Annotated in this window: 2 protein-coding genes; one reads left to right on the top strand and one right to left on the bottom strand. The window is 71.4% G+C overall.

The annotated features are described in order from the left end of the window. Positions 1 to 375 precede the first annotated feature (375 nt). Positions 376 to 528, bottom strand: coding sequence for a hypothetical protein (locus tag ACTUAL_RS10090; protein ID WP_177154296.1), 153 nt, complete (start codon positions 526 to 528; stop codon positions 376 to 378). A gap of 205 nt (positions 529 to 733) precedes the next feature. On the opposite strand from ACTUAL_RS10090, the gene ACTUAL_RS10085 reads away from it, so the two are divergent. Then, the coding region (locus tag ACTUAL_RS10085; RefSeq protein WP_440900084.1) for an SdrD B-like domain-containing protein at positions 734 to 2,383 on the top strand (1,650 nt) is incomplete at its 3' end.

Genomic DNA, 2,383 nt, shown 5'->3' with positions numbered 1-2,383 from the left:
CGACGTTGTCGGTCCAGCCGATGCCGAACGACTTGTTGTTCTCCGCCAGCACGTTCCAGGACGCGGTCAGGTTCGTGGTGTCCTTGCGGTTGTCGATCAGACCATCGCTCATCCGCGTGATCGTGTTGTGGTCGATCCAGACCTTGTTCGAGCTGTCGATCTGGATGCCGTGTCCTTGATCCCGGCCACGCCCAGGCCCTGCCCGGCGTCCTCGTTCGACAGGCACAACCCACTGGCCACGGTCACCAGCTGGGAGGTCCCGGACCCGGACCCGCGCAGGGGCGGGAGCGGCGACCGCGCAGACACGGCGAGCGCGCGGCCATAACAGCTTTCGCGCGAAGAGAGCGAACGGCGGAAGTCCTGCGTCCCTTCAGCTCACTCGCGGAAGGGGTTGTTCTCCGCGAACCCGTCCAGCAGCGACGCGAGCAGGTCGCGCGCGAAGTCCCGCACCGGCGGCACCAGGATGATCAGAGCCACCAGCAGCGCCGCGTACAGCGCGCACCCGCCGCTCCTGCGCTTCGAGGCCACCGCCCACCTCCCGAGTTCGATCCCGCCCCTATACAACCACCCACCGCTGCTCCTTCACCCGTGCCGGGGTCACCCGGTGGAGCGAGGGTTTGGGGCGGGTTCCATCGCTCGGACCGGTCTACTTCCCCGGTCGGACCGGCGACCTCCCGCCTCCCGGTGGACATTGCTCCACGTAGGGGTACCCGAGTCGAACGGGAGTTGACCCATGCCCGCTGCACGGGGCGCGCACCGCTTCGCGGTGGTCGCGGCGATCGCGCTGCTCGTCCTCGGCGTCCTGTGGTGGGACGTGCCGGGCGTGCTGCGCGCGGTCGGCACCGGTTCGATCACCGGACAGGCGTACGTGGACGCGAACGACGACGGTGTCCGGCAGGGCGGTGAGACCGCGCTGGTCGACCTGCCCGTCCGGCTCACCGGCAGGCGCGACAGCTGCCCGGTGGGCGAGCAGCCCGACTGCGCGGCGTCCGCGACCACGACCACGTCCGCGACCGGCGAGTTCACCTTCACCGGCCTGGAGGCGGGCCTGTACTCGGTCACCGCCGCCCGGCCCGCCGGGTACGCCGACGGCAAGTCCGCGGCGGGCGCGGCGGGCGGCTCGGTCAGCGCCCCGAACCAGATCAGCGGCATCCGGGTCGACAGCGGCGCGTCCGCCACCGGGTACTCGTTCGGCATGAGGATCGGGGCCGTCACCGGCACCGCGTGGGTGGACAACAACGCCAACGGCACGATCGAGGACGACGAGCACGAGTGGCTGAAGGACGTGACCGTCACGCTCGTGAAGCCCGACGAGACCCCGGTCGCGACCACGACCACCTCCACCACCGGCAACTACAGCTTCGACGCGGTCCTGCCCGGTGACTACGTCGTGCGGGCGACGCTGCCCGCGGGCTACGGCGCGGCCTCGCCCACCTCGGTGCCGTTCGCGCTGGCGTCCGGGCAGGGCAGGCACGTGGACTTCTCGATGGTCAAGGGCGCGCTGGGCGACTTCGTGTGGCTCGACGCCGACCGCGACGGGCTCCAGGGGGTCGGTGAGGACGGGGTGCCCGGCATCGCCGTCGAGCTGCACCGCGCACCGGGCGGGGTCGTCGACAGCCAGCTCACCGACGCCAACGGCGAGTACTACTTCGTGGGGCTGGACGAGGGCACGTACTTCATCCGAGTGGTCAAGCCGACCGGAACGGTGTTCACCCAGCGCGACAAGTCCGCCACGGTCGGGTCACACGTCGACGCGGACGGGTACTCGTCACCGGTCGAGATCAAGGTCGAGAACAGCGGGATCACCCAGGACATGACCCTGGACGCGGGCTTCTACGAGCTCGCGCCGGGCGAGACCCCGCCGACCACGACCACGACCGCTCCGACGACGACCACCACGACACCGACCACCACGACGACGCCGCCGAGCACGACCACCACCACGCCGACGACGACCACGGGCCCGACGACCACGACTGGCGCGACCACCTCCACCACGTCGCCCACCACGACCGCCCCCACCACGACCCCGCCGCGCACCGACCTGGGCGTGCAGTTCGCCGTGGACAACCCGAAGCCCGCCGTGGGCGACACGGTCACGTTCACCACCGTGGTCGTCAACCGGGGCACCACGCCGGTGGAGGGCTCGCGCGTGACGATCACCCTGCCGGACGGCCTGCGCCCCGAGACCGGGACAGGTCAGAACCTGCGCAGGGCGCTGCTGGCCCAGTCCGGCTGGACCTGCCAGGCGACCGGCCGGCAGCTGGTCTGCGCGAACCCGGCCACCGTCCAGCCGGGCGCCTCGTTCGAGCCGCTGACCGTGGTGACGACCGCGACGGCCCCGGTCCTGCCGCAGGCGACCACGGTCGCGGTGGCCCTGTAC

The sequence above is a fragment of the Actinosynnema sp. genome (assembly GCF_052038725.1).
This window is presented reverse-complemented; position numbering and strand designations above follow the sequence as displayed.